The following is a 21,774-nucleotide window of genomic DNA, read 5'->3' as shown; positions in this document are numbered from 1 at the left end:
ACACAGAACTGAGACGAGCGAGGGGCGAGTCATCACTGTCCGACAGTAGGGTCGCAGTGAGAGACACCCATTGAAAACGAACGGACAGCGGCGAACCGGACCACGTTTATTCGTGAGCGGCGCTCAGCGACCTCCGAAGGGCACTCCGTGTATTAGTGGAATCACGGTCACTCCGAGAGTGAGTCGTCGTCGACGGCCGCAAGTCGTCGGTTCATCGCTCGGAGATACTCGGCAGCAGCGTCGTGCTCGTTGGTATCAAGCGCGGCGGACACTTGCTCGCAGCCGTGGAGCAACTGCGAGCGTAACTCACACTCCGGGAGTTTGTTCCGGCTGACCGTCTCGGCCGTCGCAACTGTCTGTCGAGCCGTATCGAACTCCGCTGCAGTAATCGCCGTTTCACCCTCTTCAGCGAGTTGTGTCAGCACCGCGTGTACGTCGCTGGGCAGGTCACTGGACACAAACGCTGTTAGGCATACACAGTGATAACGGTCATGTTGGTCGGACGGCAGTGAGCGCCGGCCCGCGTCGTGGGCGACTATCACTGCGGGGGAACCGGCGTAAGGGATAGGTCACTGTAGCCCACAGGGTTGGGTGTGACACGACGTGCCGTCGAACGGGAGTTCGAACGTTACCTCTCGCAGTTCGTCGACGAGACGTACGCGGCGTTCGATGTTGCAGCCGTGCTACGCGGGTCAAACGGGAGCGGCGGCCGCGTTGCGAGCAAACTGCTGAACAACAGCCGTCCGCTAGAACGCCACGTTATCCGGCCGAAACTCCAGTCCTACCAGCAGCAGATACTCGACCAGCTGGAGCCGGTGCTGGATTACGCTGCCGCTGATTCGGCGTTCGACGCCTATGCTGACGACGTACTGGCCCGCGATATCTACTGGAACGCGCTCCGTGACACCGTCCGTGGCGACCGACGAGACCAGATTCGGGAGCGACTGCTGGCCCGACAGCAGTCGTTTGGAGACGACCTCGCGCCGCTGGTCGCCGCCGACAGCGACGACTTCTGGACGGCTGTCACTGACACATACGACCAGGAGACGGCGACAGATATCGTTCAGACGCACTTCGAGTTTTCCGTTCCGCTGCGGGAGGACCAGAACGCCTTCGCCTTCGAACTCACCATCGACCCCGGCGAGGTGCTGGGCGGTCTCGCACGGGCCCTGCCCACGCTCAACGTCGAATTCACCGACGAGGCGTTGCGGTCGATGCGCCACGCTGAACAGCAGGTCATTCCGTCAGCGAAGGCTGACGTAGAGCAGGCGTACGACTCATAGAGCGGGCCTGTCGCTACGTGCTGTGTTGTACAGTCTACGTTACCAGTCGGTGTTTGGAGTAGTATCGTCCGAAAGTGGACACAGCGGCCGTCTTGGCACGTGGACGGCCGTTGTGTCAGGTATTGGTGTTGGTGTTGACTGACGACGGCAGGTATGGTTACTCACGTCGACTCGGCCTCGGACTCCGCGAGGCCGATAGAGCATGGGAGCTTGGCAGTGAACGCCGGCAATGGCGTTCACATACGGGCTACAGTACGTAGACCACTCAACCTGCCATCGGTTTCCATGTACCCATATGGTAAATAACCTACGGAATATGTTACTTCTATACTGAGTAAATCATTATAGTCCGTCTTCAGCGACCAGAACGCCGGAACGCAGGAGGGAGCGAAACTGCTAGAGTTCTGGTAATTCTTTATTGCAGGTCGCGAGAGTCAAACGTGGCGGTGACAGGAGAGGCGTCGCGTCAGTCGTCGAAGGGCCAGTCACCGGTACTTCGCATCCCTTCGGCGAGGTTCTGTGCTTCGAGCGCGTCGGCGATCTCCGCCGGGTCTTTGTGAACAGGCTGCACTGAGTCGTCAGCAAGCGTCACGGCGAGTTCGGTCAGGAGGATGGCCTGCTCGCGGAACGTCCGGGGTTCCAGTTTGTCCAGCGTATCGGCATGGGTGTGCCCCCAGCCACGCCCTTCGCCGGGGGTTTCGCTGGTCACGTGATAGCCAGGGACGCCCCGCTGCACGAACGGCCAGTGGTCGCTGTGGGGACCCTGCTCCGGCGTCAGCGAGATGGGGTGGTCGAGACGGGTGGCCACGTCCTCGGCAGCGGCCGAAAGCGCATCGAAGCCGTGGGTGTAACACTTCAGCGTGCGTCCCTGAACGACACCATCGAAGTTGAGCACGGCCGTTACGCCGTCAAGAGCGGTTTCGGCGGCCAGCCGGTTCGAGCCGACCAGACCGACCTCCTCGGCACCGAAAGCGACGAACTCCACGCGGGTCGCCAGTGCATCCTCGCGGCCGGCCAAGGCGCGGGCCACCTCGACGACCATCGCCGTCCCGGCCCCGTTGTCCATCGCCCCCTCTGCGATGTCGTGGGCGTCGACGTGGCTGGTCACCAGCAGTCGTTCGTCCGTGTCCGGTCCGAGTTCGGCGTGGACGTTCTGGCTCGTCGCAGCGGGCGTCTCGCAGTTGACGCTGAGGGTGACATCATCACCGGCGTAGCGGCGGGCCAGTCGCGCGCCCGTCTCGCTGGCGACGCCGACTGCCGGAATCTCGCCGATGGGTGCCTCAGCCGTGCCGACGCTCCCGGTCGGTGGCAGGACGCCTTCGACGTGGTTACAGTAGATGAATCCGACTGCGCCGGCCTCGACGGCGCGGTAGTACTTCTCCCGCCGGTGGATATACCGGTCGTACCAGTCGGGCACGTCAGAGCGGGCCAGCACTATCTGGCCCTCACAGTCAGCGTCCTCGAAATCTTCCGGGAGGCCGTGACCGATGTCGACCAGTTCGCCGGTCACTTCGCTGGACGGCGACCGCGGGAGGGCGATGCATTCGTGGGCCTGTGTCGCGACCGGTGACCCATCGGCGTGGACGGCGCTATCGCCGCGTTTCCAGCCCTGAATCCCGAACTCGGAGAGCCGAGCGTCGCGGGCGTACGCCGCCAGCGTGTCTCGGGTCGCTTCGGCAGCCCTCCGTTCGCCGTCGCTGCCTGCCATCCGGTTCCCGATGTCGACCAGCGCCTCCAGGTGGTCCCACCCGACCGTGCTGGTGAACGTCTGGCCGATCCAGTCAGTGTCGTCCATACGTCTCGGTGGGGCCGTGCCGGCTTTGAAATTGGGGGTAATCGGCCGCGGTCACGACGGCGCGAGCGGGCCGTACCGACTGGCCAACCCATACCCTATGACTGCCAGCGTAGTGCTGGCGAGTCCAACCATGAGCAGCGAAAAAAGGAGGTCAAGCGGCGTGACGGCTATAGCCGGCTGGTTCAAGAGTCGATAGTACGCCGCAAGGAGCTCGCTACCGAGGACACTTGCGGCGAGAAACCCGCCGAAACTGGCGACACCGACGGTGGAGGCGGCGACGGTACAGTACCGCTGAGACAGGTCGCGCCGCCTGGCGTCGGCGTACACCAGCGCGACTGCGACTGGCGACACAAACAGGGCGACGGCAACCGGGAGGAGGGTCATATCCGAGATAACTGGTCCGGCGTATAAAATAACGCTCCCAGTAGCATCGCCCTCCAATACTTTGTCCGGAGCGCGCGAAGCAGGCCTATGCGCGCCGCAGTGCTTGAGGCGTACGGCGAACCGCTTGCGGTCCAGGACCGGGACCCCCCGATGGCGGACCCGGACGGGGCCGTCGTCGCGGTCGAGGCGTGTGGGATCTGTCGGAGCGACTGGCACGCCTGGCAGGGCCACGGCGACTGGGCCGACGACGACGTGCCGATAGGACAGGTACTGGGCCACGAGCCGGCGGGCCGCGTCGTCGAAACGGGCGACCGGGTGACGACAGTGTCGTCCGGCGACCGCGTCGTCGTCCCGTTCAACCTCGGCGACGGGACCTGTAGCTACTGCCGAAACGGTCACGGCAACGTCTGTACGAGCGGGTGGGCGCTGGGCTTCGAGTCCGACGTTCCGGGCGCGTTCGCCGAGCGGGTCGCCGTCCCGCAGGCCGACTACAACCTCGTGACACTGCCCGACGGTGTGGGGTTCGACGCCGCGGCAGCGCTGGGCTGTCGGTACGTCACGGCCTTCCACGCGCTGGCACATCGGGCCGATATCGCTGCCGGCGACCGCGTCGCGGTGCATGGCTGTGGCGGCCTCGGGCTGGCGGCCGTCCAGATCGCGTCGGCGCTGGGTGCGAGCGTCATCGCCGTCGACATCCGGGACGAGGCGCTGGCGATGGCCCGCGAGGCGGGTGCGAACACCGTTGTTGACGCAAGCGCTGTCGAGGACGTGCCAGCAGCTATCGAGGCTGAAACCGACGGCGGCACAGAGGTGTCCGTCGACGCGCTGGGCCGGGCTGAGACCTGCCGGAACAGCGTTCGATGCCTCCGACCACGGGGAACGCACGTTCAGGTCGGGCTGACGACCGATGCTGAACGCGGCGAGGTTGCGCTGCCGACCGACTGGATTACCCGCTGGGATATCGACGTGCTCGGCTCACGCGGGATGCCGCCGTCGCGGTACGACGAACTTCTCCGTCTGGTCGCCGACGGGACGCTTGACCCCGGAACGCTCGTCACCCGCCGGGTGGCGCTGGAGGCAGTTTCGGAGCGGCTGGCCGCGATGACCGACTACGGGACCGACGGCATCGAACTGGTAACGGAGTTCGGCCGGTAGCGGGTACGCTTTTAGCGCTTCAGCTTGACAACCCACGCATGTCCGACATACTGCGTGACGCTGTCGTCGACCCAGTCCGGGACGCCGTCCCGTTTCTGGTCATCACCGTCCTGTGGGTTATCGTGATGCTCGTCCTCTACGGCCTCTTTCTCGTGACCAAGCCAAGCGATATCACCTACGACGCGTGGGTCCACGCGACAGTGTTTGTCGTCCCGGCAATCGGGTTCTTGGGACAGGTACTCCAGCAGGCGCTGTCAGGCCACCACCGGACCTAACCGACACCCCGTCACTTCCAGGGGTTCGGAACCAGTTCGGCCTGCACCGTCGCACCGACGGCGAGATGCGCGTCAGTCCTCGGCTCGGCGATACAGAGCAGGACGTAGCCGTCCGCAAGATGTCGGTCCTTGAGTGCCCGCGGCGGGCGGTGATGCACCACGTCGCCGGACAGCAGCCGAGCGGTACAGGTCCCGCACGCACCAGTCCGACAGCCGAACGGCAGCCCGATATCCGCGGCCGCCGCGGCATCGAGTATCGTCTCGCCGTCCGGCACCGAAACCGTCTCCGTCCGGTCGCTGTCCCGCCAGTCCAGCAGGACCTCGGTCATCGGCCGTTCGGTCGCGTTGCCCTCATTGCCACACGTCGCTGGTACAGTCTCCGTCGGGCCACCGAATCTCGTGGGCGCGAGCGGGGCCTTCGGGCAGGTCGCCGAAGTCCACAAGGAACTCCCGGTCCAGCGACATCGTCCCCTTTCGCGGGTCTACGTCGGCCTTGAGCATCACCGACCCCTGCTCGGCCTCCTCGGGGAAGAACTGGTTGTCCCACGACGAAAACAGCGAGGTCGTCCAGTACAGCCGCTCGCCGTCGAGCGAGAGCTGCAGCATCTGCGGACCCGCGACGATGTCACGGCCCTGTACCTGCTGAATGTCGCCGAAGTAGCCGCCGATAGAGATGGAATCTGCCTTTCGGGGGTTCGACGGGTCCGAGATGTCGTACATCCACACCTCGCCGTGGAGCCAGTTCGACCCGAAGAGGTAGCGGTCGTCCATCGAGATCAGGATGTCCGTCACCAGTGCTGGCACCGGCATGTCCCACCCCTCGTGTTCACGGTCGTCGAACTCGATGACCGGTTCGGCGTGATACTCACCGTCCGATTCGTGGAAATGGATGATGTTCGAGGATAGCGCCGCGCCGACGTAGCCGTGCGTGCTCTCGGGTGTGTGCAGGAAGCGGGCCTCAAGCGGAATCAGGCCGTCCTCGCCGAGGTCGATAGTTTGCTCGACGGTCCCGGCCTCCCAGTCCCAGAAGTTGAGCCGCTGGCCGTATTTGCCGTCCTCGACATCGTCTAGATCGAAACCGGGGTAGTAGGTTTTCGGGGCCGCCCACTCCGTCGACAGCATCACGTTCTGGCGGGGCTGGTACCAGTAGTCGTAGTTCATCTCGATCTCACCGGGCGGGTCCCACCGGCCCTGCACCTCGAAGTCGTCGTTCAGTTCCAGAAAACCGCCGGGAAGATCGCCGTCGGCGTCGCCCAGCATGGAGATAAGGATCTCACCGTCGGGGATGCAGTGGACGGTGTGGGGCGCGGAGAGGTCGTGGTCGTACACCGTCTCCGGTTCGATGACTTTCGTCAGTTCGGGGTCGCGTCGCTCCTTGGTGTCGACGATATGGATGCGCGAGGACCGCTGGCCGGGAATGACGAGATGCCGGCGCTCCAGCCCCTCCATGTGACACGAGGAGGAGCAGGCGTTCCACCCGAAATGGTGGAGTTCATCGCCCTTGTTCGGCATCTTGACCCGGTTTATTATTTCGCTGTAGGTGTCTGAGTCGGGGTCGACATCGACGACGGCCAGAAAGTCCGGCGCGTCGACGTCCTGACCGACGTGCAGGCCCATCACGTACGCTGTCTGTTCGGGTTCTGCTTCCTCGATGGCGGCCTGCGGAGTGGCATACCCCGGTCCCTCGTGGTCGTGGTTGTGATGCTCGTGTGTTCCGGTCTCGGCTGGCTGCTCTGCGTCGCTCATGCCTGTTATTTACAGACACATTACGTTTTAGTGACGTGTTCCGGATGAAACGGCCGCTACATGCGGCGTGGTAATGGCAGTGTCCGGCTCGATGCACGAGCCACCGCCAGCTTCACGCCAGTTGTCGCCAACGCCAGGTCGGTTCCCAGTCGAGTAGCTGCTGGGCTTTCGACGTGTCGATGAGTGCTGCATATGGGTCGCTGCCCGCACCCGTCTGTCCTCGGTAGTCGGCCTCGGGGTACAGTTCCGCCGCGAGTTCGGCGCTCGGTGTCTCGGCGCTCGTGTCCGGGGCTGACACCCAGAACCGCTCGTGGCCGTCGAACGACGCCTCGATGGCTGCCTCGACGAGCGTGCAGGCGTCGGTAGCGTGGACATACCCACAGAGCGTGTTCCGCTGGGTATGGAAATGCTCCGAGTCCCGGAGCCCGGCGAGAGTACGGTCGGCTTCGACGAACGTTTCGCGGGCGAGGTCGTCATCGACCACCCACGGGAACCGGAGCGAGGTAATGGTCTGCGGTGCGTTCGCGCTCCGGCGGGCGAACCCGTCGGCGGCGACCTCCAGTGTCTGTTTCCCCATTGCGTACGGGTTCGATGGTGTGAGCCGGTGGTCCTCGTCAATCGGGAGGTAGTCGAGCGTGATGGCGTCCGGTTCAAACCCGCCGCCGATAGCGCTGAAACTCGACGCCAGAGCGACCGTATCAACGCCCAGTTCGCCAGCGGCCTCCAGTACATGATAGCTGGACATGACGTTACTCTCGTAGGTCCGGTGTCCCGGCGTATGGTCGGGCGTGGCAATCATTCCGAGGTGGACGACCGCGTCGGCATCGCTCTTTGCGAGCGCTCCGTACACGTCGCCCACCTCAAGCAGGTCAGTCTCGATGTATGCGTCCGAGTGCGTCTCGTCGCGCCGACCACGGGAGAGATTGACCGTCCGGTATCCCGCTGCATCCAGATATTCGAGAACATGCGTGCCGACGCGGCCGTTACCGCCGGTGACGGCGACCGATTCGGGCATGGGAGAGTATGCAGCAGACAGATTCAAAGGAGTTCCGCAGGGACACGTCGAGGTATCGTCACGCCGCAGCGAGCGCCTTCCGGACGGCATCCTTGATCGGCGTCTGGTCGATCGGCACAACATCCTGCAGGTCCATCGCCGGGTCGACCGTGACCGGGTTCCGCATACTCTCGGCCAGCGGCCGGGCGATGGCGTACTGTACGTCTGTCGTGAATCGAAGCCAGTGTGAAGACAGACCCGGCGTCATCACCGGCACGGGGATAATAAACAGTCGCTTGCCCTTCTCTGCCGCGGTGAGTTTCAGCAGTGACTCGTAGGACCACACTGATGGCCCGCCGATGTCGTAGGTCTCGCCACGGGTCTCGTCGGCATCAAGCAACGCCACGAGGTAGCTAATCGCGTCGTCGACACCAATGGGCTGACACGGTGTTCTGACCCACTTGGGGACGAGCATCAGCGGCAGGCGGTCGGTCAAGTCGTTGACAATCCGGAAGCTCGCGCTCTCCGGGCCGATGATAACCGCCGCCCGGAGTACCGTCAGGTCGAACGACCCCTCCGCCAGCACCGACTCGACTTCGCGCCGCGACGCCAGATGAGGCGAGAGGTTCGCCTCGTCACCGCTGATACCGCTGAGATAGACAACCCTGTCGACGCCCACAGCCGACGCCGCGTCGGCGAACCGACGGGCGTAGCGACGGTCCAACTCGGCGAAGTTCTCGGAAGTGAGCGAGTGGATGAGGTAGTACGCAACGTCGATATCATCGCAGAGCCCATCGAGGGACTCCGGGTCGCCGAGGTCGCCCTCGAACGGCTCGACCCCGTCGGGAAACGATTCCTCGCTCGCGCTCCGGGAGAACGCCACCACGTCGTGGCCTGCGTCGTTCAGGGCACGAACCAGTCGCTGTCCGATGAATCCGGTCGCACCCACGACGAGCACACGCATGTGTTCGTACCTTGTGTCGGAACCTCAAGGACGTTGCGGCGATTCCCGCGCCGCGACAGTCACCGGGGGCCGTAAGAAACAGAGTACGGGTGCTGGGTTCCCGTGTTCAAACCACTCTTCGGTTCGAGATTCGACTCCTCACGTCCGTTCGTCGTCAGAATCACTGGTGGCGAGGGATTTGAACCACGGTCGTTCCGCGCCGCTACACCCCCTGATTCAAATCCTCGCTGTCGGTTCGCTCACCGCTCGTAAAACTCGGGTTCGCTGTACGGGCGGCGAGGGATTTGAACCCCCGACCATCTGGTCCGGAACCAGGCGTTCTGTCCGCTGAACTAGCCGCCCACAAGAAACGCTATCAGACTGTCCGTCTTAACGATTGTGAACCCGTCAGGGCGATTCGCCGGTCTCGATAGTGAACTCGCTGGTCGGGTACGCGACACAGGTCAGACAGTACCCCTCTTCCATGTCGTCGTCCATCAGCGAGTCGTTGTTGCTGTGGCGGATGTAGTCCTCGGCCGGGCCGTCCTCGATGTGGCCGGCACAGGAGATACACTGGCCCTCGCGGCAGGCGTAGGGAAGGTCCCAGCCTTCTTCTTCGCCGGCATCGAGAATCGTCTCGTTGTTGGCGACCTCGATTGTCTCGCCTTCCTTGGCGAATTCGATTTCGTAGTACTCGACCTCATCGTCGGCGATATCGTCGGGATCGAAGCCGTCGTCTTCTTCCTCGGCCTCTTCACCTTCGCCGAGTTCGCCTTCGGCCTCACCGGCCGGAATCGCTGTGGCACCGCCACCGCCGATAGAGCGGTTGTACGGCTCCGGAAAGTCCGTCTCAGGGACTGTCGCTGCCCGCTGCTCGAGGACCTCCTGAGAGATATCTTCCGGTGCCTCCCAACCGGTCCCTTTGGCGTAGTGGAGCGCGACCACGAGCAGGGTGAGCGTGGCCCCGGCGGCGAGTCCAACGAGTTCTACCATGTGCACGACTATGGAATACTGGTTTAATTAGCTGTTGTTTCACCCGCAGCCGCCCGCGAACGGCCCACCCATCAGACGGCTGTGTGCCAGACGAGGTGATTAATTTCCATAGCGTTTAGTACTATCAATTAATTGTGATGGCTGTGGGACTAAAAGACTCGTGGAACGATCTCGGCACCGCTGGAAAAGTACTCGTCGGACTGGGCGTCAGTATGGCTGTCTTACTCATCCTGATTCCGGTTATCATCATCGTCGCGGCGGTGATTGCATCTTTCGTGCTTGGCATAAGTAGCGGTGGGGGCGACGTAGCTGTGGCCCCACAGGCCTCGTTCTCGTTCGAGTACGAGCAGACAACAGACGACGTAGTTGCTGTCGTGACACACGACGGTGGTGATACGATCAGCGCGGAGCAACTCACCATCGAAGTGACAGACGGAGCAACAGTTGAGTGGGACGATGACGACGGCGAGGTGACTGTCGGCGATCAGTCGAGCGTTAGCGTCGAGGGCGGAGCCGAAGTCAGCCTCGTCTGGCACGGAGACGACCAGACGACAGTGCTCGCAAGAAGTACCGCTCCGGCAAGCGAATCCTGACGCGATACGGTAGCACACTCACTCCCGTCGTGGGACGTCGTGGCGACCGAAGCCGTACCTGAGGCGGCTTGCGAGACGGCGTGAGAAGCGGCCGTCGTCGGCCCGCGAACCGAACCGCTCGGCCAGCGACTGGTAAATGAGCGGCACCGGGACTTCCTGTTCGAGCGCTTCCTGCACGGTCCACGTCCCGGTCGACCCGCCCTCGACGCGGTCGGCCACGTCGCCGAGGTCGTTGCCCTCTTCTCGGAACGCCTCCTCGCAGAGTTCCAGCAGCCACGAGCGGATGACGGCCCCGTTGTTCCATGTGTTGGCGACCGATTCGAGGTCGAGGTCGTAGCGCCCGTTCGCCAGCAGTTCGAAGCCTTCGCCGTAGGTCTGCATCAGTGCGTACTCGACGCCGTTGTGGACCATCTTGACGTAGTGGCCCGAGCCAGCCGGCCCCATCCGGTCGTGGCCGTCGGGGCCGGTGGCGACGGCGTCGAACACCGGCACCAGTTCGTCGTAGGCCCACTGCGGGCCGCCGACCATCAGCGAGAAGCCCAGTTCCGCACCCGCCGGACCGCCGGACGTGCCACAGTCGAGGTAGGCCGCGTCGGTCGACTCGGCGCGGCGAACCGAGTCCTCGAAGTAGGAATTGCCGCCGTCGACCACGATATCATCGCCGTCGAGCGTCGGAATCAGTTCGTCCAGCGCAGCGTCGACCGGGTCTCCGGCCGGGACCATCAGCCAGATGCGTTTCTCCGAGCCGAGTTTCTCCGCGAGGTCCGCGATAGACGAGGCCGGCCGAGCGCCGGCGTCTGCCGCGTCAGCGACGCTCTCCTCGTCGATGTCGAAGACCACGACCTCGTGGCCGGCTTCGAGTACGCGGTCGACGACGATGCGGCCCATGCGTCCGAGTCCGATGACGCCAAGTTCCATACCGAGGAGTCGCCGACCGAACAGGTAGGGGTTGCGGTTCGACAGAAAAGCGCGGCACGAACACCACCCGTGCCGTCGTCAGTCATGGCGCCGTCGCCACCCAACTGCCTCGGAAGCGGCCGTGGGAAGCCAGCAATTGCCACGTAACGCTGTCCCGTGCTGCACTGGATACTCCGACTCTGGAATGCAAAAAATCTACGGAATACAATCACATCGTACGTGATATTCCGAGGACCACCGCCGTTTTGTTCCGGCCACTCCTGGTGAGAGCATGGACGACCGCATACGCGAACACGCTCGGATTCTCGTCGACTGGAGCGCACGCATCAAGGCGGGCGACGACGTGGTCGTGGCCGTTGAAGACGGTGCCCACGACCTCGCCGTCGCCGTGGCAGAGCAGCTTGGCGACCGCGGCGCGAACCTCCTGTCGACGTACCAGTCGGACGAACTCACACGGGCCTATCTGCAGGCTCACGACGGGTCGTTCACCGAGGACCCCGAGTACGAACTGGCGCTGTACGAGCGAGCCGACAGTGTGCTGTTCCTGAAGGGATCGCGGAATACCACCGAGACGGCCGACGTGGACAGCGACCGGCGGCAGGCGTACTCGACGGCCCGGCAAGAAATCAGGGAGGCCCGGCTGGACACCGACTGGGTGTCGACCCAGCACCCGACGCGGGCGATGGCCCAGCAGGCCGGGATGGCCTACGCCGACTACGCGGACTTCGTCTACGACGCGACGCTTCGGGACTGGGAGGCGCTGGCCGAAGAACAGGCCCGACTGAAAGACATTCTCGACGACGGCGAGACGGTCCGTCTCGTCGCTGACGGCACGGACCTCACGCTGTTCATCGACGGTCGGGTCGCCGTCAACTCCGCCGCCAGTGTGGCCTACGACTCCCACAACCTCCCCTCGGGTGAGGTGTTCACCGCGCCTTACGACACCGCCGGCGTCGTCACGTTCGACGTGCCGATGACGATACAGGGCCGCCGGGTGAAAAACGTCGAGCTGACGTTCAAAGACGGCGTCGTCGTCGACTGGTCGGCCGAGCAGGGCGAGGCAGTCATCGAGGAAATCATCGGCACCGACGGCGGCTCCCGCCAGCTTGGCGAACTCGGGGTCGGGATGAACCGCGGCGTCGACCGCGTCACCGACAACATCCTCTTCGACGAGAAGATGGGCGGAACGGTCCACCTCGCGCTCGGGCGCGCGTACGACGCCTGTCTCCCCGAAGGTGAGTCCGGCAACGACAGCGCCGTCCACGAGGACCTCATCACGACGATGGGCGAGGGATCGCGGCTCGAAGTCGACGGCGAAATCGTCCAGCGAGACGGGCTGTTCCGGTGGGAAGACGGCTTCGAGGCGTAGTCGCTGCGGTGCTGGCTGTGCCGTCGGTCGGCGGCGGCTGTCGCGATGCTGTTGGCCGAGAGCGCCCTCCGTGGCGCGACTCGGGGAAGGGCAGGTGTCGCCGCGGCCGTGACACTGGCACCGTACCGCGCGGCGACGGCGCGTGGTTTCACTCCGAGCGCGCTCGCAGAGCGCGACTCGGAGGCCGTTTTTAGCGTGGATTTTTGCAAAGGGGGTTTCCTCGCGCCTGCGGCGCTGCGGGAACCCCCTGCAGTAAAAAGGTACTAGATGGCGAGAAACTGCGACACCAGCCACTTCGTGAACGTCCCGGTAATAGCGCCGATCCATGTGAGAATGACGAAGTGCATGTAGGTGTTGGCGTTGTGGCCGCCGTCGACAGTTCGGATCATCAGCGACGACAGCATCGCGCCGAACATGATGATAATGATGAGCAGGAACTCGATGAGCGGGATGTTGTAGACGCTGGTGTTGATGAGCGAGGCGGCGTCAAGACGGCTCCCGGTACTCAGGTCGAGCGACATGCCCGCGAGGATGTTGACGACCTGCAGGCCGATAAAGAACGCGAACGTCGACGCGGCGGTCATCCCGTACAGGAGGCCGACGAGCGTCGTCGTCGCTTGCTTGCGCTTCTGGCGGAGCTGCAGCACCTGATTCATGTTCTCGGAGATGAGCTCGCCCAGTTGCTTTGGCGACCCACCCATCTCGCGGCCGATAAGATACATCTCGGAGAAGGTCTGGATGAGATAGGACCGACAGTCGGCGGTGAAAAAGCGCCAGGCAGATGTCGGCTCGATCCGCATATTCAGCCGCTTGTAGAGGTTATCGATGTTCGGTGAGAGCGCGCCGAAGTCTTTCTTTCGGAGCGTGCGAAGCACCGCCCCAGTGGTAGACTGCTTCGCGCCCTCGGTTGCACCGAGCGCGCGGATGAAGTTCGGGAACTCCGAGTCCCGGTCCTTGATGCGCTGTTCTTCCTGCCGGAAGACGATACCGGGGATGAGCATCGGCGTGATCGGCGCGGCGGCATACAGCGGCAGCGGCACTTCATCGAACATAAAGAAGAGGTCGTTCAGCGTGATCGGCGAGATGCCGAGCATCCCGCCCAGCGTGATGAACACGAGCAGCATCGACAGCCCCACGCCGGCCGCCATCGACTTGTTGAGCTTTGACTCAATCGGCGACGGGTAATCGACCGGGTGGAACCACACCGGGTCGTAGGGAGCCATCGAGCGGATGGCGAGGTAGAACCCGGTCTGGACGAACACGAACATCACGATGACGGCGCTGACGGTCATCGTCGGATTCGTCCCAGTCAGCACCGGGAGAACGACGGCGAACACCAGCGCGAACGTCATCGACAGGATCATCGACAGGTAGAGGTCCTTCATCACTTCCAGGCTGTCGAGGGAGCTCTTGTACACCGTCGAGTAGTGCTGGATGATCTGCTCCTGTTCGGTCAGGAGGTAGTCGTCGAGTCCCTGTCCGGCCCCGAGGGTGTACGCGAGGCGGTCGAAGAAGTCCGACACGGCGCGGCTCGGGACCTGTTTGGCGCGGCGACGGCAGGCGTCGTCGAGGCTCAGGTTCCAGGTGTCGACCAGCTGGACGATGCGGTGCATCTCCATGGCGAGTTCCCCGTACTCGTCCTCCTCGGCCAGCGTTCGGAACACCTCCATCCGGTCAATCTTCGTCGTCGCCAGCACAGTCATGTGCGTGATGAGCAGGTGAAACCGGTTGTTGAGTTCGCGTTTACGCTGGCTCAGGAGGATTTTCGGGTAGAAAATCGCTGACGCCATCACGAGGAAGCCGAGCAGGGGGATCGGTGCTCGGACTGCGAAGGGCTGCTCCAGCAGTAGGGCAACGACCGTCGAGATAATGAAGAAGGCGACGGCTGGTAGGAGGATGAGAAAGAGATACCGCTCCAGCGGAATCGTCATCTGGCGGTAGGACTCAACGAGCGACTGGATCGTCTCGGATATCGTCAGATCGAGGTCGCTCTCGGCTTCACCCTGTGCCATCGTTAGTCGGGCCGTGCCATATTGAACGGAATCCCTTCGACGCCGTCACGCTGGAAGTCGGAAATGAAGTCGTTGACCTCGTGATACCCCAGAATCCCCTCCTGAATGGCGCGTTCGATGAGGTTCGCACGGAATTCGAGGTCGTCGTAGATGTCACGCGTGTCCTCGTAGCCGAGCAGGGTCGCGATCTGCTCTTCGAGGACGAAGGAGTTGTTCATCCCCTGGAAGATGATCTCGTCCTCGACGGGGTCCCAGTTGAACACCTGCCGGGTAACGACACCGTCCATCTCCTTCGAGTAGCCCTCTATCTCCTGAACGCTGGTCACGCGGCGCAGGACCTGATCGCCCTGCTTGACGCGGTTCTGGAACAGCGCCACGTCGGCCACATCCATGAACGTCTCGGGAACGTTGATGGGTTCGCCGGTGAACCGCTGAATCATCGACACGATGTCGCTCGCGTGGAACGTCAGCATCACCGGGTGACCGGTCTGGGCCGCCTGGAACGCCATCCGACCCTCCTCACCACGAACCTCCCCGACGATGATGTAGTCGGGGCGAGAACGCAGTGCAGCGGCGACCAGGTCGAACATGTCGATACTGGTCCCCTCGTCTTCGCCCTCACGGGTCAGGAGTTGCTGCCAGGTGTTGTGTGGGGGCAGCACCTCGGCGGTGTCCTCCGCGGTGTAGATCTTCGCGTCGTCGGGGATGAACGAGGTGATGGCGTTCAGCGTCGTCGTCTTCCCGGACGCCGTCTCCCCGACCACGAACACGGTCTGCTCGTTCTCCAGACAGAGCCAGAGATACGCGGCCAGTTGCGGCGACAGCGTCATCCACTTGGTAATCTGGAAAATCGAGAGCGGAACGTCGTCGCCCTGACGGATCGTGAGTGAAGGCCCTTTGAGGCTCACGTCGTCGGAGTAGATGAGGTTCAGACGCGACCCGTCCGGGAGCGTCGAGTCGACGATGGGGTCCGAGTCGGAGACCGGATCGCCCATCCGCTCACCCATGTTGCGGAGCCACTGGTCGAAGGCCTCCTCGCTCTGCCACTCGACAGTCGTCTCCAGCATGCCGTAGACCCCGTGGTCGACGTGGCATTCGCTACGGCCGATAACGTGAATGTCCTCGTTGGCCGGGTCGCGCATGACCGGTTCGAGCGGGCCGAGGCCGACGATGTCGCGGTTCAGCCGGTAGAGGATGTTCTCGTAGGTCTCCTGTGTGACCTCGACGCTGCTCACGTCGGTCAGGTTCGACAGGCGCGTGAGCACGCCGCTGTCGCTGTCCTCGTCCCGGATTTTCGTGGTCTCCTGAAGCAGTTCCTCGATGCGGTCGTCGAACTGGGCCTCGTTTTCCGGCGCAGGCTTGTTGACGCTGCGCTGGAGCAGGCGGTTCCGGACCTTCCCGAAGACGGCCCGCTCGTCCTCGTCGAGTTCCGGCTCAATAGCGTAGTACTTCATGTCCTGACCCACGTCGCCGTAGATATGACAGAAGATGGGGCCACCGACCGGGTAGAGCACGTTCGGCCGGTTGGTCTCGTACTCGTCGTCAGCCTCGTCGATGAGCATCGGGAACTCACCGGTGATCTGTTTGAACTTCTTCAGGTGGTCCCGCAGGTGGGGCCGCCGCGCTGCCATCTGTCGAAGTTCGTCCGACGGTTTCGCACGTCCGTGATCTGTCATATCTTAACTCACCTCTAGGCGACGCTGCGCGATTCGATGACGATGCCGGTTCCCGAACGCACCGAGAACCCGATGGTGTCACCGACCTGCTCACCCATGCCGGCGAATCGGAGGACGTTGATCTGCCGGCGCACGTCGTTGCCGACCTCGATCATCTCCAGTTCGATGAACACGTCTGCGATGGCCCGGAACGGACCGATGGCCTCCTCGTCCAGCGTTGACGGGTCGACAGTGAGCATGATGCATTTGCCCTGTGAGATGACGTCCCGGAAGTACGAGATGACCTCCAGGGCGGCCTGTCGCTCCTCGTTTTGCCGGACGAGGGCCTCGAACTTGGGGTCGTTGCGGAGGATAGCGTCAAACGTATCGATGACAACGACATCGGCGTCCCACATCACCTCGGCCTCCATCAGCCGTTTGAGGAGTTCCTTCCGGTCTGACTGTTCGTCACCGCCGGTGAGAGCGTTCGATTCGCCGATGTCGGCGTGTAGGAACAGCACGTTCTCGTCGAGGATGTGGTCGACCATGTCGTACGACAGCGAGTGCATCTGGTCGAGGAAGCTCCCGACGGTCAGCTCCGTCGAGAGGTAGGTCACCTCGTGGCCTTCTTCACAGAGGCCGTAGGTGAACCGCTGGCTCATGGCGGATTTGCCGGCCCCGTAGTCCCCCTCGACGAGGATGATACTGCCGGGTGGGATACCGCCGCCCAGTTCCTTGTTCAGCCGGTCGTGATCGTCCAGTCCAAGCGAGAATAGGTCAGTACTTGCGATACTCATGTGTTGAACTCGAACACCTCCTCGTCGCCGTTGACGATGAGCTTGAGACGGTGGTCGCCGCTGCTGAGGTTGTCGTTGATATCGATGCGGACGACCTCACCGGGCCGCCAGATGTTGCCACCGTCCGGCTCCAGCGTCACCGTGTAGTCACTGGCGAAAACCCCATCCACGAACAGGTCCACCTGTCCGGGAACCGGGGCCAACGTCTCCGAACCAGTGTTTTTGACGTGTATCGTGATCGTTTCGTCGCCGCTATCGTAGATACTGTCGCTGCCGCTGTCGGAGATGATTTCCACATCGGTCCGGACATCGCTGCTCACGTCCACCCCCTGTTCCGAGACAGCGTTGCTCAGTTCGCCGATACTGCTCGTAAAGACGCCAGCCACACTCGCGGCGATGGCCATCGACGCGATGAACAGGATCAGGTGTGAGACGGAGACGCTCGCCATGTTAGCTCACCACCATCGTGTCGGCGATACCGTTCTCGGTGACGACTTTCACCCGGTCAGGCTGGCTACTGAGCGAGGAGACGGTAATCGTCAACCGCTCCTGTGACGCCCAGATGTCCGTCGAACCGTCACCGTCGACGGTCGTGCCGTAACCTGCGCGGTACTCGTTGTCGACCAGCAGGTCGGTTGCATCGACCGACAGCGTCTCCGAACCGGTGTTGTCGACGGTCACGACGAGATTGTCGTTCCCGCTGCTGTTCCACGTCGCCGAGACAAGCGAGATGTCAGTGTTTTGCTGATCGAGCAGTCGGTCGCGCTGGTCCTCGCGGGCATCGTTGACTCGCTCGAAGCTGTTCGCGGCCGCGGAGTAGAACATCCCGAAGCCGATGAAGGCAGCCACGAAAATGACGGCCGCCGAGCCGCTAACGCTGAATCCCATCGGAACCACCCCCCACCAGTTTCGAGAGCGCAACGGCGTCAGCGCCGCTGTCACTGTCAAGCTGCGAGATGTAGTGTAGGCTCTCGGTGTGGTGGTCGATAGACAGCCCATCCCCGGTGTCGTTCACGTCGTCGAAGCCCCGGAGGTACGCCTTGAGCTGGTCCGCGACCGACTCGTCGATCCAGTCGATAGTCTCGTAGTAGTCGATGGCGCGAGCCGTCTCACGGTAGCCCGAGTGCTGGACCAGGAACTCGAGCCATTCGACGATAATCAGGTCCGCCGCGAACCCTTCCGGCATCGTCGCCAGGTACGGTTTTCCGTCGTCGTCCGCGCCTGCGTCTGAATCGTCGTCTACCGTTGCTGCATCGTCGTGACCAGCGGCTGTCGTGTCCGTTTGCGTGGTCTGTTCCGGCTCGGGCTCAGGTTCGGGCTCCGGCTCCGGTTCTACGGCTGGCTCGGGCTCGGGTTCCGGCTCAGGCTCCGGTTCAGATTCCGTCGCCGCTTCACCGTCGTCGAGCCCGTCGTCCTCGATAACCTCGTCGAAGAGGTCGTCGTCTTCTAGCCCGCTTGCATCGTCATCCGAATCATCCTCGCCGAGCAGGTCGTCGTCCTCGTCGGCCAGCAGATCATCATCGTCGTCCGCCAGTAGGTCGTCATCGTCGTCCGTTTCGTCCTCAGGCTCCTCACCTTCGGCCCACTCGGCGTCGCCGGACTCGTACTCGTCTTTGAGCTCTGCGAACGATTTGCCGCCGTCGCCGTCGTCGCTGTCGTCGTCCATACTCTCCTCGTCGTCCATGCTCATCCCATCGTCCATGCTCATGTCGTCCTCCGTGTCGTCGAAGTCGTCGAACTCCTCGTCGAACGACCCGCCGTCGTCCTCGAAGCCGCCCATATCGTCGCCGTCGTCGGGAAACATATCGTCGACGCCGCCGTCGTCCATCGACATATCGCCGCCTGTGTCCTCCGTCAAGTCTTCGTCGAAGAACCCTTCTGCGTCGGCGTTGGCGACATCGTCGTTGATGTCCTCCTCGGTGTCGTCGCTCCCGTCATCATCGAACAGGCCGAAGGAACCGCCGCCTTCGCCCATGCCACCCATGCCGCCATCGACATCGTCGGCGAAGGGGTTGACGCCACGGGTAACCATCTCGTAGATGTCGAGCAGCTTCCGGACGTTCTCCTCGGTTTCTTCGACGGACTCCGAGATACTCTCGTTTTCTGTCCGCACCGTGTTGACCGTCGAGGAGAGGCTGCCGACCTCGTTTTCCAGTTCGTCGAGCCGGTGTTCTAGTTCGTCAGTGTCAGGCCCGCTCGCGTCCTCCATGTCGCCGAACTCGTCGTCGCCGAACCCACCCATGTCGTCGCCGCCATCGTCGAGACCGCCGAGACCGCCGAGATCGTCGCCACCGCCGTCATCGGCCATCAGACCGCCGCCGTCGGCCATCTCACCGCCACCGTCGTCCTCACTCGTGTCCGCGCTCTCGTCGTCCGACAGAATCGAATCGAACATATTTTTGATGCTCATACCGACCAGCCCGCCGGTCAGCAGAACAAAGAGGGCTGGTGCCAGTCCAACCAGTTCCGGTGAGACGGCTGGAGCCAGTGGCACGAGAGCAGGACTACTCATCTGTTGTATCTCATGCTGTTTCTACTCTTGAATATTCCCCTTAGCGTATCATATTTGATAATAATATCCCATTTTCCCGGCTCAGATACGGTAAATTAACAGCCCAAGTACTAGCCCGTTACATTTCAGATTAATTCCGACCAGACAATCGGAGAACAGATTGTCCCAGTGCGCCCCCGGCAGACGAACGGCTGTCGTCCGTCTGACGCCGAACGGCAGGCACGGAGACTGTCCGCAGATATCACAGTGTTATCGAGTCCGTGTTCGCGCTTTTGACGGTGAAATTACCGGTGTCGGCTTCGAGTTTGACGGACCGGCCGTGGTCACCACCTAGGTCTTCACCGACAACGGGAACACCGTGTTCATCGAGCGTCTCGCGTACCTTCTTCGCGTTTCGCGACCCGATAGAGGAGCCACTCTCCGAGAAGTCGAGCATATCGCTCCCACCGGCGATTTTGGCTTCCATCGCCTCCGTCGACGCCCCGGCATCCGCCATGGCCTCGATGAGTGCTTCGATGCCTGTGTCCGCGAACTTCGCATGGTTCCCGCCGTCGATATCGGCCGCCGACGGAAGCATGACGTGAACGAGACCGGCCACCGTCTTGCGGGTGTCGTATATTGCGATCCCGATACAGGAGCCGAGCCCACTCGTGGTCAGCACGGCCGGCTCTGTGGTCACCTTGTACTCGGCGATGCCGACCTTGATACGTTCGGGCGTACTTTGTTCGGGGCTCTCTGTTTGGGTACCATCGTATACTTTCATTATTTGAATATCTGTTCGACATCCGCGCCCGTCTCGGTCGCCCGCTCGACATCAAGGTCGTTGAGGGCAGCGCGCAACTCTTTCTCGTTGGGCAGGGCGTGAATCTCTGCCTGGAACTCAATGTCGTCGGTCTGCATCTGCGAGTCGATGATGAACGCGTGTTCCTGATATTGTCCGACCTGTGCCGCAAGCGGATCCATGATCGCCCGCCCCATGTCATGGACGACCTTCGGCGGCGTGTGTTCGACCGATGTCTGAAGGACATTCGCCCAGCCGTCGACGAACCCGCTCGTCATGATATTCCCCAGTTCCTCGATGGCAGCCTTGTGCTGGTCGGTTAGCTCGTCGCTGTCCATCTCGATGGGCATCATCGCCTCCGCGACGTTGATTGCAGAGACCTCGTCGAACAGTACCATGAGGTAGCCACTGGGCGTCCCGGTGAACTCGACGACCGTCCCGACAAAGGTGTCCGTGCCGATCTGTTTCGGCACGTCTTCGATGGGGGCGAAGCTGATCTGTGTCACCTCCGACTCGGTCGGGATACCGGTCATCATTTCGACGTTGTCAGCGGCTTTCTGGGTGCCGCTGGTCGTCATCTCGTTGAACGTCTGGAGCTTGTCGATGGGGATGGCGTCGCCGTCCGTGTCGACGTGCTCTACCATCATCTCCGTGAGCGACTCGTACTCAGGGAGCATGTAGATGTAGAAGTTCACCGACTCGTCGATCCATTCGATCTCGGATTTGAACACGAACACCTGCTGATGGTCGGCGTCAGCGGGTGCATCGGGGAGCACATCACTGCCGGACTCCTCGACATACATCGGCGGGGAGTGGTCGATGGTTGCACCGACGAAGTCGGCCCACCCATCGATGAACCCGCTCATCATGATGTTGCCGATCTCTTCGATACCGCTTCTGGCCATCGCCTCGTCGTCGCTGCTACCGGGCATCATCTCCTCGGTGATCGTTCCGGCGCTGTCCACGTCGAAGGCAAGCACGGTATCGCCCTCCAAAACGCCATCGAAGGAGAACTCGACCCCGACGAAGTCCCGGCCGGCCAGTTCCTCGCCGACATCTGCTCTGTCGAGCAGCGTGATCTTGGTTACGTCGACGACGGCATCGATACCCGTCATCTGGCCCATCGACTGCGTGGCCTGTTCAGCCCCTTCGTGAGCGAGTTGGTTGAACGTGCCGAGCGACTGAATATCGACGTTCATCTATGAGGGGACGACGTCCTCGATAGCCTCCATCACACTGGGTTTCTGGAACGGCTTGGTGATATACCCGTCAGCCCCCGCTTTCACCGCCTCCTTCATCTTCTCTTCTTGGCCAACGCTTGTACACATGATGACGTTCGCATCCGGATTAGAAGATTTGATCTCGTCCGTGGCCTCGATGCCATCCCGGATCGGCATCACGATATCCATCATCACCAGGTCTGGCCCCTCTTCTTTGAACACTTCGACAGCTTCGACTCCGTTCTCGACCTCCCCAACGATCTCGTGATCTTCTTCGAGAATCTCGCGGAGGAGGTTACGCATAAACTCTGAATCGTCGGCGATCAGTACGTCTGGCATGCCTATCAAG

Annotated in this window: 23 protein-coding genes and 1 tRNA gene; 5 read left to right on the top strand and 19 right to left on the bottom strand. The window is 62.5% G+C overall.

Annotated elements, in window-relative coordinates; all coding sequences use genetic code 11:
- Positions 1-167 precede the first annotated feature (167 nt).
- Positions 168-458 (bottom strand): hypothetical protein, encoded by a 291-nt coding sequence (locus AMS69_RS06230; RefSeq protein WP_053967216.1) that lies wholly within the window; start codon positions 456-458, stop codon positions 168-170.
- A gap of 135 nt (positions 459-593) precedes the next feature.
- On the opposite strand from AMS69_RS06230, the gene AMS69_RS06225 reads away from it, so the two are divergent.
- Positions 594-1,283, top strand: coding sequence for a hypothetical protein (locus AMS69_RS06225; RefSeq protein ID WP_053967215.1), 690 nt, complete (start codon positions 594-596; stop codon positions 1,281-1,283).
- Between the two features lie 466 nt (positions 1,284-1,749).
- On the opposite strand, the gene AMS69_RS06220 is transcribed toward AMS69_RS06225, so the two are convergent.
- Both AMS69_RS06220 and AMS69_RS06215 read right to left on the bottom strand, forming a co-directional pair.
- A complete protein-coding gene (locus AMS69_RS06220; protein ID WP_053967214.1) occupies positions 1,750-3,078 on the bottom strand; it encodes a M28 family peptidase in 1,329 nt (442 codons plus the stop codon).
- A gap of 51 nt (positions 3,079-3,129) precedes the next feature.
- The gene (locus tag AMS69_RS06215) at positions 3,130-3,462 is read right to left on the bottom strand and encodes a hypothetical protein (RefSeq protein ID WP_053967213.1); all 333 of its coding nucleotides are present in this window, start codon (positions 3,460-3,462) and stop codon (positions 3,130-3,132) included.
- Positions 3,463-3,549: 87 nt separating this feature from the next.
- On the opposite strand from AMS69_RS06215, the gene AMS69_RS06210 reads away from it, so the two are divergent.
- Together AMS69_RS06210 and AMS69_RS06205 are read left to right on the top strand one after the other, a co-directional pair.
- Positions 3,550-4,617, top strand: a complete 1,068-nt coding sequence (locus tag AMS69_RS06210; protein WP_053967212.1) for a zinc-dependent alcohol dehydrogenase family protein — start codon at positions 3,550-3,552, stop codon at positions 4,615-4,617.
- A gap of 38 nt (positions 4,618-4,655) precedes the next feature.
- Positions 4,656-4,892, top strand: a complete 237-nt coding sequence (locus AMS69_RS06205) for a hypothetical protein (protein WP_053967211.1) — start codon at positions 4,656-4,658, stop codon at positions 4,890-4,892.
- A gap of 11 nt (positions 4,893-4,903) precedes the next feature.
- On the opposite strand, the gene AMS69_RS06200 is transcribed toward AMS69_RS06205, so the two are convergent.
- The 6 genes from AMS69_RS06200 to AMS69_RS21040 all read right to left on the bottom strand — a co-directional run bounded on the left by AMS69_RS06200 (position 4,904) and on the right by AMS69_RS21040 (position 9,568).
- Positions 4,904-5,221, bottom strand: a complete 318-nt coding sequence (locus AMS69_RS06200) for a 2Fe-2S iron-sulfur cluster-binding protein (RefSeq protein ID WP_053967210.1) — start codon at positions 5,219-5,221, stop codon at positions 4,904-4,906.
- A gap of 22 nt (positions 5,222-5,243) precedes the next feature.
- A complete protein-coding gene (locus AMS69_RS06195) occupies positions 5,244-6,638 on the bottom strand; it encodes a selenium-binding family protein (RefSeq protein ID WP_053967209.1) in 1,395 nt (464 codons plus the stop codon).
- 112 nt (positions 6,639-6,750) lie between these two features.
- Positions 6,751-7,653 carry an NAD-dependent epimerase/dehydratase family protein gene (locus tag AMS69_RS06190; RefSeq protein ID WP_053967208.1) on the bottom strand — a complete coding sequence of 301 codons (903 nt, stop codon included), beginning with the start codon at positions 7,651-7,653 and terminating at the stop codon, positions 6,751-6,753.
- 58 nt (positions 7,654-7,711) lie between these two features.
- Positions 7,712-8,596 carry an NAD(P)H-binding protein gene (locus AMS69_RS06185; protein ID WP_053967207.1) on the bottom strand — a complete coding sequence of 295 codons (885 nt, stop codon included), beginning with the start codon at positions 8,594-8,596 and terminating at the stop codon, positions 7,712-7,714.
- 269 nt (positions 8,597-8,865) lie between these two features.
- Positions 8,866-8,938 (bottom strand) — tRNA-Arg (locus tag AMS69_RS06180).
- A 45-nt stretch (positions 8,939-8,983) separates the two neighbouring features.
- Positions 8,984-9,568 carry a 2Fe-2S iron-sulfur cluster-binding protein gene (locus AMS69_RS21040; protein WP_053967206.1) on the bottom strand — a complete coding sequence of 195 codons (585 nt, stop codon included), beginning with the start codon at positions 9,566-9,568 and terminating at the stop codon, positions 8,984-8,986.
- Positions 9,569-9,711: 143 nt separating this feature from the next.
- Here AMS69_RS21040 and AMS69_RS06170 point away from each other — a divergent pair, with 143 nt between their 5' ends.
- Positions 9,712-10,161 (top strand): type IV pilin, encoded by a 450-nt coding sequence (locus AMS69_RS06170; RefSeq protein ID WP_053967842.1) that lies wholly within the window; start codon positions 9,712-9,714, stop codon positions 10,159-10,161.
- A gap of 18 nt (positions 10,162-10,179) precedes the next feature.
- Here the strand turns inward: AMS69_RS06170 and gnd are convergent, their stop codons facing one another.
- Positions 10,180-11,079 (bottom strand): phosphogluconate dehydrogenase (NAD(+)-dependent, decarboxylating), encoded by a 900-nt coding sequence (gnd, locus tag AMS69_RS06165; RefSeq protein WP_053967205.1) that lies wholly within the window; start codon positions 11,077-11,079, stop codon positions 10,180-10,182.
- A 271-nt stretch (positions 11,080-11,350) separates the two neighbouring features.
- Here gnd and AMS69_RS06160 point away from each other — a divergent pair, with 271 nt between their 5' ends.
- Entirely contained in the window at positions 11,351-12,448 is a 1,098-nt protein-coding gene (locus AMS69_RS06160; RefSeq protein ID WP_053967204.1) for an aminopeptidase, read from the top strand.
- A gap of 263 nt (positions 12,449-12,711) precedes the next feature.
- Here AMS69_RS06160 and flaJ read toward each other — a convergent pair whose 3' ends face one another.
- From flaJ to cheY, 9 genes are all read right to left on the bottom strand, one after another.
- Complete coding sequence (gene flaJ / locus AMS69_RS06150) at positions 12,712-14,460, bottom strand: archaellar assembly protein FlaJ (protein ID WP_053967202.1); 1,749 nt, start codon at positions 14,458-14,460, stop codon at positions 12,712-12,714.
- 2 nt (positions 14,461-14,462) lie between these two features.
- Positions 14,463-16,136 (bottom strand): type II/IV secretion system ATPase subunit, encoded by a 1,674-nt coding sequence (locus AMS69_RS06145; protein WP_053967201.1) that lies wholly within the window; start codon positions 16,134-16,136, stop codon positions 14,463-14,465.
- Positions 16,137-16,150: 14 nt separating this feature from the next.
- Positions 16,151-16,912 (bottom strand): ATPase domain-containing protein, encoded by a 762-nt coding sequence (locus tag AMS69_RS06140; RefSeq protein ID WP_053967200.1) that lies wholly within the window; start codon positions 16,910-16,912, stop codon positions 16,151-16,153.
- Positions 16,909-17,361, bottom strand: coding sequence for a CARDB domain-containing protein (locus AMS69_RS06135; RefSeq protein ID WP_053967199.1), 453 nt, complete (start codon positions 17,359-17,361; stop codon positions 16,909-16,911). The genes AMS69_RS06140 and AMS69_RS06135 overlap by 4 nt, the downstream gene beginning before the upstream one ends.
- Before the next feature lies 1 nt (position 17,362).
- On the bottom strand, positions 17,363-17,800 hold the full coding sequence (locus AMS69_RS06130) for a flagellin (RefSeq protein WP_053967198.1): 438 nt from the start codon (positions 17,798-17,800) through the stop codon (positions 17,363-17,365).
- Positions 17,784-19,424 carry a FlaD/FlaE family flagellar protein gene (locus AMS69_RS06125; RefSeq protein ID WP_053967197.1) on the bottom strand — a complete coding sequence of 547 codons (1,641 nt, stop codon included), beginning with the start codon at positions 19,422-19,424 and terminating at the stop codon, positions 17,784-17,786. Before AMS69_RS06125 ends, AMS69_RS06130 begins: the two co-directional genes overlap by 17 nt.
- A gap of 241 nt (positions 19,425-19,665) precedes the next feature.
- Positions 19,666-20,187, bottom strand: coding sequence for a chemotaxis protein CheD (locus tag AMS69_RS06120; RefSeq protein WP_053967196.1), 522 nt, complete (start codon positions 20,185-20,187; stop codon positions 19,666-19,668).
- Positions 20,187-21,404: a chemotaxis protein CheC gene (locus AMS69_RS06115; RefSeq protein WP_053967195.1), complete on the bottom strand. Its 1,218-nt coding sequence runs from the start codon at positions 21,402-21,404 to the stop codon at positions 20,187-20,189. The genes AMS69_RS06120 and AMS69_RS06115 overlap by 1 nt, the downstream gene beginning before the upstream one ends.
- Positions 21,405-21,764 carry a chemotaxis protein CheY gene (gene cheY / locus AMS69_RS06110; protein WP_004515265.1) on the bottom strand — a complete coding sequence of 120 codons (360 nt, stop codon included), beginning with the start codon at positions 21,762-21,764 and terminating at the stop codon, positions 21,405-21,407.
- Positions 21,765-21,774 lie beyond the last annotated feature (10 nt).

Origin of the sequence: Haloarcula rubripromontorii (genome assembly GCF_001280425.1) — an archaeon.
Classification (GTDB): domain Archaea; phylum Halobacteriota; class Halobacteria; order Halobacteriales; family Haloarculaceae; genus Haloarcula; species Haloarcula rubripromontorii.
The sequence above is the reverse complement of the archived record's forward strand: the minus strand, read 5'-3'. Positions and strand labels throughout refer to the sequence as shown.

Bases quoted from the DNA above. Each gene is read 5' to 3' on its own strand.
- AMS69_RS06190 (WP_053967208.1), bottom strand. From the start codon at position 7,653: ATGCCCGAATCGGTCGCCGTCACCGGCGGTAACGGCCGCGTCGGCACG.
- AMS69_RS06195 (WP_053967209.1), bottom strand. From the start codon at position 6,638: ATGAGCGACGCAGAGCAGCCAGCCGAGACCGGAACACACGAGCATCAC.
- AMS69_RS06160 (WP_053967204.1), top strand. From the start codon at position 11,351: ATGGACGACCGCATACGCGAACACGCTCGGATTCTCGTCGACTGGAGC.
- cheY (WP_004515265.1), bottom strand. From the start codon at position 21,764: ATGCCAGACGTACTGATCGCCGACGATTCAGAGTTTATGCGTAACCTC.
- AMS69_RS06120 (WP_053967196.1), bottom strand. From the start codon at position 20,187: ATGAAAGTATACGATGGTACCCAAACAGAGAGCCCCGAACAAAGTACG.
- AMS69_RS06140 (WP_053967200.1), bottom strand. From the start codon at position 16,912: ATGAGTATCGCAAGTACTGACCTATTCTCGCTTGGACTGGACGATCAC.
- AMS69_RS06125 (WP_053967197.1), bottom strand. From the start codon at position 19,424: ATGAGTAGTCCTGCTCTCGTGCCACTGGCTCCAGCCGTCTCACCGGAA.
- AMS69_RS21040 (WP_053967206.1), bottom strand. From the start codon at position 9,568: ATGGTAGAACTCGTTGGACTCGCCGCCGGGGCCACGCTCACCCTGCTC.
- AMS69_RS06130 (WP_053967198.1), bottom strand. From the start codon at position 17,800: ATGGGATTCAGCGTTAGCGGCTCGGCGGCCGTCATTTTCGTGGCTGCC.
- AMS69_RS06135 (WP_053967199.1), bottom strand. From the start codon at position 17,361: ATGGCGAGCGTCTCCGTCTCACACCTGATCCTGTTCATCGCGTCGATG.
- AMS69_RS06215 (WP_053967213.1), bottom strand. From the start codon at position 3,462: ATGACCCTCCTCCCGGTTGCCGTCGCCCTGTTTGTGTCGCCAGTCGCA.
- AMS69_RS06115 (WP_053967195.1), bottom strand. From the start codon at position 21,404: ATGAACGTCGATATTCAGTCGCTCGGCACGTTCAACCAACTCGCTCAC.
- AMS69_RS06210 (WP_053967212.1), top strand. From the start codon at position 3,550: ATGCGCGCCGCAGTGCTTGAGGCGTACGGCGAACCGCTTGCGGTCCAG.
- flaJ (WP_053967202.1), bottom strand. From the start codon at position 14,460: ATGGCACAGGGTGAAGCCGAGAGCGACCTCGATCTGACGATATCCGAG.
- gnd (WP_053967205.1), bottom strand. From the start codon at position 11,079: ATGGAACTTGGCGTCATCGGACTCGGACGCATGGGCCGCATCGTCGTC.
- AMS69_RS06145 (WP_053967201.1), bottom strand. From the start codon at position 16,136: ATGACAGATCACGGACGTGCGAAACCGTCGGACGAACTTCGACAGATG.
- AMS69_RS06200 (WP_053967210.1), bottom strand. From the start codon at position 5,221: ATGACCGAGGTCCTGCTGGACTGGCGGGACAGCGACCGGACGGAGACG.
- AMS69_RS06205 (WP_053967211.1), top strand. From the start codon at position 4,656: ATGTCCGACATACTGCGTGACGCTGTCGTCGACCCAGTCCGGGACGCC.
- AMS69_RS06220 (WP_053967214.1), bottom strand. From the start codon at position 3,078: ATGGACGACACTGACTGGATCGGCCAGACGTTCACCAGCACGGTCGGG.
- AMS69_RS06185 (WP_053967207.1), bottom strand. From the start codon at position 8,596: ATGCGTGTGCTCGTCGTGGGTGCGACCGGATTCATCGGACAGCGACTG.